Raw genomic sequence first — 7,368 nt, forward strand, 5'->3', positions numbered from 1 at the left:
CGTTTGGATTTGGGCGGTATGGTAACTCATCGTGCGGCGGGCACCGAGTGGCGTTCCCTATGTGTCTGGCGAAAGAGTTGCAGCGCCCATGAGATCGAGCGCCGCCCGCGCGGCGCGCGATTTCGAACACGCTGCAAGGCTCAAGGCATGCTCGGCTACTTGGGATACAGCGGTGGCAGGCTACTGGCCTCGCCCGTCGGCGCCAGCACCTGCTCGGCCGGCGGTATGGCGCCGATCGCCCGCCACAGCTCGTCGCCGTGCCAGTACTGGCCGCCCTCGCTGTACAGCGCACCGTTCAACCCATCCAGCGCATCGGACAACGGCACGAAGCGCGCCGCCATCTCGGCCAGGGTCTCGGGCTGCTGGCGTGCCCAGGCGTCCAGCGCCTGGCGAGTGGCCTGCGGGTCGTTGGCCTGGCAGGCGCGCTTGAGGTCGTCGAGCAGCGTGCGTGGGCTCGGGCCAGTCTGTGCCGCCCGCAGTACCGCCGGTTGCGAACGGGCGCGCCACCACAGGGTGAAACCGAGCAGGGTGGTCAGGGCCAGTACCAAGGTGGCCAGTTGCCAGGGCCAGAGCAGGCCTGGGGCCATGTTGCTGTCGCCGACCGGGGTGTCGGCGCTGAGCGCCGGGTTGTCCTGCACGTTCAGGGTGCGTGCCGGCAGGCTGCTGTGTTCCAGGTGGTCCTCGCGGGTGTTCCACCAGGTTACCTCCAGCGCCGGCATGGCCAGCTCGCCGGCGTGGGTCGGCACCAGCGCCTCGCGCTCTTCACGGTTGGCGACCATGCCGCGTTCGCCGATCTCGTTGCGCAGCAACGGCTGGTCGGGGTAGCGGCGCAGGCCGGCGGCCTCGGTGGCCGGCAGCGGCGGCAGCTGGGTGCTTGAAAGGCCTTCGGCGCGCACGCTGATATTGCGGGTCAGCGAGTCGCCGATCTGCGTCGTCTGGCTGTTCGGGTCGGGGTTCCAGTGTTCTTCCAGGGTCAGGCTGCGTGCTGGCAGCCAGGGGCGGTCGGCCGGATAGCCGGCCGGGATCGGCTTGACGGTCAGGCGCAACGGCAGCGAACTGACCTGCACCTGGCGGCCGACCCTTGGCGTGCCGGCGGGTTGCTCGCCATTGTCGGCGGCGGTGGCGGTGAAGCGCAGCGGCGGCACCTCAAGATTGCCGCTTTGCTGGGGGTAGATAGCGTAGCGGGTCTCGATCACCCCATGGCGCACGCCGTTGATTTCTTTCTCGTAGGTGCGCGACTCGCCCAGTGGGTCGACCTTGGCGCTCTCCAGTTGTAGCGGGCTGAGGTTGCTGTCGTCGTACAGCGCCACCGAATGGTAGATGCGCAGGGTCAGCACGGCCTGGGCCTGGACATAGACTGCGCTGCTGTCGAGGGTGGCCTCGACGAACACTTGCGAAGCCGCGTCCGGGCGCTGGCTGTCGGCCTGCTGTACCTGCAGCTCGATGGCCTGGCTGCGCGACTGGCCCAGTTGCAACTCGGGTATGCGCAGGCTGCCGCTGCGCCGGGGCAGCAGGGTGATGATCCAGCGGGTGCTGGCGCGGGTTTCGCCGTCGAGGGTGTGCAGGCTGTTGAGCTGGCGCGTGCCGCGGACCTCGAAGTCGGGTTCGAGGGTGCGCAGGTCGGGCTTGCCGAACTGGGTCACATCCTGGCTCTCGAGGGTGAGTTCCAGGGTTTCGCCGGACTCGAGGCGCGTGCGGTCGACGCTGGCCTGCAGGGTCGGTTCGGCCTGGGCCGCGAGGCTCCACAACAGGCCTAGGAGAAAGACGCCGAAGCGACTCATCGTGGGGTTTCCTGATGCAATTGCTGTTCATACCAGAATTTGCGCCGCAGCAGTTCCGCCGGATTATCGGGAATCTCCCGCAGCCATTGTTCCAGGGCCTGGCGCTGTTCGGCGTCGAGGCTGGTGGAGAGCGGCCGCTGGGGCGGCTGGGTGATGCTGTCGTCATCGCCGCCAGCAGTGCCGGACGGTGCCTGGGAATTGCCCTGGCTGTCACCGTTCTGCTGGCCTTGTGCCGGGTTGTCGCTGTCTGGCGTGCCCTGGGCCTGGCTGCTGGTCGAGCTGCTGTTGCCCTCGGTCTCGTTGCCGGGCGTGTCCTGGGCATCGGCGTTGTTCGCCTGTTCCTCGGCCTTGGCCTGGTGTTGCTGCAACAGTTGCTGGACCAGGGCCTGGTTGTCCAGCGCGGCTTTCAGGTCGGGTTGACGCTCCAGTGCCTGTTCGTAGGCGTCCAGCGCCGCTTCCAGTTCGCCGGCGCGGGCCAGGGCGTTACCTCGATTGTAGTGGGCGGCTGCCGTGCCGGCCTGGGCGAACGCGGCGGCGGCGCCTTCGAAGTCGCCGGCCTGGTACAGGGCCATGCCGCGCCACTGGCTGTCGGCGAAGTGCCGGGCGGCCTCGGCGGGGCGTTGCCGCTCCAGCAGGCGCTGGCCCTGCTGGTCGGGGCGCAGCCACAGGTCGTTGAACTCGAAGGCCTGACTCGGCTGCGGCAGGGCCAGCAGCAGGGGGAGGCAGAACAGCCAGCCACGCCGGCCGGCGCAGGCGGCGAGCAGCAGCAGGGGCAGCAGCAGCCAATAGCCCTGGTCGGCCCAGCTGTCCAGTTGCAGGGTCTGGCCATCGTTGTGCAGCAGGCGCGGGTTGTCGAACAGGCCCAGGCCGCGCAGGTCGAGGTCGTCGATGCGGGCATGGCGATAGCGCCCGCCGGTCGAGCCGATGAAGGTCTTCAGCGAGGCGCTGTCCAGGCGTGGCAAAAGGATGCCGCCTTGTTCGTCCTTGAGGTATTCGCCATTGGCCTGGCGCACTGGCGCGCCCTCGGCGCTGCCGACACCCAGCATCAGCAGGCTCGGGCCCTGGCGGCCCAGGGCCTGGCGTATGCCTTCGCGTTCAAGCTCGCTCAGCGACGAGCCGATCAACAGCAGGCGGCCCTGGCCCAGGCCGCTCTGCGCCAGCAGCGCCAGGCCCTTGCGCACGGCGAGGTCGGCGCGCTGGCCGGGCTGCGGCATGATCGATGGATCGACGGCCTCGAGCAGGTTGCGCGTGGTGCCCAGGTCATCTGACAACGGCACCAGGGTGTGGGCGGAGCCTGCATAGACGATCAGCGCGGTCTGGCTGTCGCGGCGGTGCTCAAGCAGGTCGAGCACCTTGCGTCGGGCCTGCTCCAGACGGTTCGGCGCGCTGTCCTCGGCGAGCATCTGCGGCGTCAGCTCGAGCAGGATCACCAGCGGGTCGGCCGGGCGCTGGCGGGTTTCCTCCAGGCGCTGCCAGCTGGGGCCGAGCAGGGCCAGGACGATCAGCAGCCAGGCCAGGCCCAGGGCGATCCACGGCAGCTTGCTGGTGCTGCCGCTGCCGCCGCCGAGCAGTACCGCGTGGAACGGCTGCGGCAGGATCAACTGCCAGCGGCCGGCGCGCTTGCGCCGGTGCCAGAGCTTGAACAGCAGCCAGCCGAGCAGGGGCAGCACCAGCAGCCAGAGCGGGCGTAGCCATTGCGGCCAGAGTTCGATCATCGCCGCCTCCTCAGGCGCAGGCGCTTGAGGCGCTGGCGCCATTCCGGGTGGGGCTGCAGGAAGCGCGGTTTGCGCAGCAGGCGTTGCAGCAGGTTGTCCGGCCACTGCACGGCCACCACCAGCAGCACGCTGAGCAGCAGCGCCAGTGCCAGTGGCCAGGCGTAAAGCTCATGGGCGGTGCGCGCCTGGGTCGGCTGCTGGGCCACCGGTTCCAGTTGGTCGAGGGTGTCGCCGATGGCGTCGAGTTCGGCGCCGTCGTGGGCGCGGAAGTAACTGCCATGGGTGATTTCGGCGATCTCCTTGAGCGCGGCCTCGTCCAGGTCCAGGCTCGGATTCAGGCCCAGCAGCCCCGGCGTGCCGCTGGCTTCAGGGTTGGCGCCGATGCCGATGGTGTAGATGCGCACGCCTTCCTGGGCCGCCAGGCGCGCGGCGGTCAGCGGGTGGATCTGCCCGCCGTTGTTGGCGCCGTCGGTGATCAGGATCAGCACCCGGCTCTGCGCCGGGCGCTGACGCAGGCGTTTGACCGCCAGGCCAATGGCGTCGCCGATGGCGGTGTTCTTGCCGGCGATGCCGATCTGCGCCTCGTCGAGGAAGGTGCGCACGGTGCGCCGGTCGAAGGTCAGCGGGGCCTGCAGGTAGGCCTGGCTGCCGAACAGGATCAGGCCGACGCGGTCACCCTGGCGGTCCTGCAGGAAGTCGCCCATCAGAGCCTTGACCAGGTCCAGGCGGCTGATTTCGTCGTTCTGCCACTGCATGTCGGGATAGTCCATCGAGCCCGACACGTCCACCGCCACCAGCAGGTCGCGGCCGCTGGCCGAGACCGGCAGCGGATCGCCCAGCCACTGCGGGCGAGCTGCCGCCAGCAACAACAGCAACCAGATCAGGATGAACGGCGCCTGCTGGCGCCAGGTCGGCAGGTTCAGGCGGGCACGGCGCCCGGCCAGGCCCTCGAGTTCGTCAAGGAAGCCGACCTTGAGCACCGGTTCGCCGCTGTCGGCGGCCGGCAGCAGCAGGCGTGCCAGCCAGGGCAGCGGCAACAGCAGGAAGATCCACGGCCAGGCCAGTTCAAACATGCTTGCGGATCCAGGTTTCGACCGCCTGGGCGAGCCCGGCGATGGCCTTGTCGTCGAGCTTGCACTCGGGCTTGTAGGCGCCTTCGACCAGCACCATCCAGCGGGTCAGGCCGGCGGCCGGGCAGCGGTTGTCGAGAAACGCCAGCCATTGCCGGCCATTGAGGGTATGGCTGTTGGCCCCCGGGTAGTGATTACGGCACAGGCGTTTGAGCAGGGCGTTGATCTGCTGTAGCCAGGCCCCGGCGGGCGCGCCGTCATAGGGACGCGGCAGGCGCGCCAGTTCGGCCAGGGCTTCGACGCGGATCGGGTCCAGCGGCAGCTCGGCGCGCACCACCTTGCGCTTGCCCGGGCGCCAGTGGCGCAGGCGCCAGGCGCCCCAGCCGAGCAGGGGCAGCATGGCCAGCAGCAACCACCAGCCGGGCGCGGGCGGCCACAGGCCGATAGCGGGTGGCGCGATCAGCGGCTGCAACTGGTCCAGCGGGTTCATTTGGCGCCTCCAAGGCGCTGTGCATTCAGGTATTCACGCAACTGCTCGATCATCTCGCTCTGGGTGCTCAGCGGCATCAGCACCACGCGCAGTTTCTGCGCCAGCAGCTCCCAGCGCTCGATGCGAGCCTCGGCCTGCTGGCGGTAGGCCTGGCGCAGGTTGGCGTCGAGGGTGTCGAGCTCCAGTTGCGCGCCGCGCTGGGCGAAGCGCAGCAGGCCGGCGGCGGGCAGGGCATGGTCGAGCGGGTCGCTGACCGGCATCAGCAGTACGTCGCAGTGGCGCGACAGCATGGCCAGGTGTTGCTCGACGCTGGCGCTGAGGGCGCGTTCGTCGCAGATGACGATGGCCAGGCTGCCCGGGCGCAATACCTCCCGTGCCCGGCGCAGGGCAAGGCCCAGGCTGTCGGCCTGGGGCTGGGCCTCGGTGTGCAGGGCCTGGTTGATCTTGGCCAGGCGGTTGAGCAGTTGCAGCAGGCTCTGCTTGCTGCGCCTGGGCTTGACCTCATGGTGCTCGTTGTCGCCGAACACCAGCCCGCCGATACGGTCGTTGTGCCCCAGCGCGGCCCAGCCGAACAGGGCGGCGGCCTGGGCGGCCAGGACCGACTTGAACATCAGCCCGGAGCCGAAGAACAGCCGCTGGCTCTGCTCGACCATGATGAAGATCGGCCGTTCGCGCTCTTCATGGAACAGCTTGGTGTGCGGCTCCTGGGTGCGGGCGGTGACACGCCAGTCGATGTTGCGCACATCGTCGCCGGCCTGGTAGACCCGCACCTGGTCGAAGTCCACCCCGCGGCCACGCAGTTTCGAGTGGTGCAGGCCCACCAACGGGCTGCGTTGGCCGGGCCGGGAGAACAGCTGGATTTCGCGCACGCGATGGCGCATGTCGATCAGGTCGGCCAGGCCGATGCGGATGCCGTGTTCGGCCAGCTGCGTGGTGGGCATGGGGTCAGGCGACGGCGACGACGTCGAGGATGCGCTGGACCACGCGGTCCTGGTCGACCCCCGCCGCCTCGGCCTCGAACGACAGGATGACGCGGTGGCGCAGCACGTCGAACAGCACTGCCTGGATATCCTCGGGGCTGACGAAGTCGCGCCCGGCCAGCCAGGCGTGGGCACGGGCGCAGCGGTCGAGGGCGATCGAGCCACGGGGGCTGGCGCCGTAGGCGATCCAGTCGGCCAGTTCACTGTCGAACTTGGCCGGGGTGCGGGTGGCCATGACCAGTTGCACCAGGTATTCCTCTACCGCGTCGGCCATGTACAGGCCGAGGATTTCCTTGCGCGCGGCGAAGATCGCCTGCTGGCTGACCCGCCGCTCGGGCTTCACCTCGCCGCCCAGGGCCTCGCCGCGGGCTTGCAGGAGGATGCGCCGCTCGACGGCGGCATCGGGGAAACCGATCTTCACGTGCATCAGGAAACGGTCGAGCTGCGCCTCAGGTAGGGGGTAGGTGCCTTCCTGCTCGATCGGGTTCTGCGTGGCCATCACCAAGAACAGTGGCGACAGCTCGTAGGTGCTGCGCCCGACGCTGACCTGGCGCTCGGCCATGGCTTCGAGCAGCGCCGACTGGACCTTGGCCGGGGCACGGTTGATTTCGTCGGCCAGCACCAGGTTGTGGAAGATCGGCCCTTGCTGGAACACGAAGCTGCCGGTTTCCGGGCGGTAGATCTCGGTGCCGGTGATGTCGGCAGGGAGCAGGTCGGGGGTGAACTGGATACGATGGAACTGCGCCTCGATGCCTTCGGCGAGCTCCTTGATGGCCTTGGTCTTGGCCAGGCCCGGGGCGCCTTCGACCAGCATGTGGCCGTCGGCCAGGAGCACGATCAGCAGGCGCTCGACCAGTTTTTCCTGGCCGAGGATCTGGGAAGAAAGAAAGGTGCGCAGCGCGATCAGCGCCTCACGGTGTTCCATCGTTGACGGTTCCTGGGGATGGGCCCTGGCGCGCTGGAAGCGCATGCAGGGCGAGGGGGGATACTTTAATCCATCCGGGGGGGCGGGGACCAATGGGGGTTTGCAAAAAACGTGTAAAGGATGGGTTGGGGGAGCAAGACTGTCCTGATCCTGATCCTGATCCTGATCCTGATCCTGATCCTGATCCTGATCCTGATCCTGATCCCGATCTTGCCCTTGCCCTTGCCCTTGCCCTTGCCCTTGCTCTTGCTTCTAAGCGCGCGATAGTTCAGGCGACACAAATTGCGACTTCAGGAGGCCGAACGGAGGTCTTGCGGAGGGAGGTGACGGGCATGGATGCCCGTCAAGCGCTGCGCCCCAGGATGGGGCGTTCAGCGCGGTCCTCCCGGGAGCAAGGCCGGAGTGAG

At 68.6% G+C, this 7,368-nt stretch carries 6 protein-coding genes; all 6 read right to left on the reverse strand.

Going from position 1 to position 7,368, the window contains the following annotated elements; translation table 11 throughout:
* Nucleotides 1-155 precede the first annotated feature (155 nt).
* Genes ABZO33_RS26220 through ABZO33_RS26245 form a run of 6 tightly spaced genes read right to left on the reverse strand, consistent with a single transcriptional unit; the run spans nt 156 to nt 6,961 of the window.
* Complete coding sequence (locus ABZO33_RS26220) at nt 156-1,781, reverse strand: BatD family protein (protein ID WP_414538418.1); 1,626 nt, start codon at nt 1,779-1,781, stop codon at nt 156-158.
* A complete protein-coding gene (locus tag ABZO33_RS26225) occupies nt 1,778-3,496 on the reverse strand; it encodes a vWA domain-containing protein (RefSeq protein WP_414538419.1) in 1,719 nt (572 codons plus the stop codon). Before ABZO33_RS26225 ends, ABZO33_RS26220 begins: the two co-directional genes overlap by 4 nt.
* Nucleotides 3,493-4,569, reverse strand: coding sequence for a vWA domain-containing protein (locus ABZO33_RS26230; protein ID WP_414538420.1), 1,077 nt, complete (start codon nt 4,567-4,569; stop codon nt 3,493-3,495). Before ABZO33_RS26230 ends, ABZO33_RS26225 begins: the two co-directional genes overlap by 4 nt.
* A complete protein-coding gene (locus ABZO33_RS26235; protein ID WP_046854739.1) occupies nt 4,562-5,056 on the reverse strand; it encodes a DUF4381 domain-containing protein in 495 nt (164 codons plus the stop codon). The genes ABZO33_RS26230 and ABZO33_RS26235 overlap by 8 nt, the downstream gene beginning before the upstream one ends.
* Nucleotides 5,053-5,997 carry a DUF58 domain-containing protein gene (locus ABZO33_RS26240; protein WP_414538421.1) on the reverse strand — a complete coding sequence of 315 codons (945 nt, stop codon included), beginning with the start codon at nt 5,995-5,997 and terminating at the stop codon, nt 5,053-5,055. The genes ABZO33_RS26235 and ABZO33_RS26240 overlap by 4 nt, the downstream gene beginning before the upstream one ends.
* Nucleotides 5,998-6,001: 4 nt before the next feature.
* Nucleotides 6,002-6,961, reverse strand: coding sequence for an AAA family ATPase (locus tag ABZO33_RS26245; protein WP_134693940.1), 960 nt, complete (start codon nt 6,959-6,961; stop codon nt 6,002-6,004).
* Nucleotides 6,962-7,368 lie beyond the last annotated feature (407 nt).

Origin of the sequence: Pseudomonas sp. CAM1A, assembly GCF_047501685.1 — a bacterium.
GTDB lineage: Bacteria > Pseudomonadota > Gammaproteobacteria > Pseudomonadales > Pseudomonadaceae > Aquipseudomonas.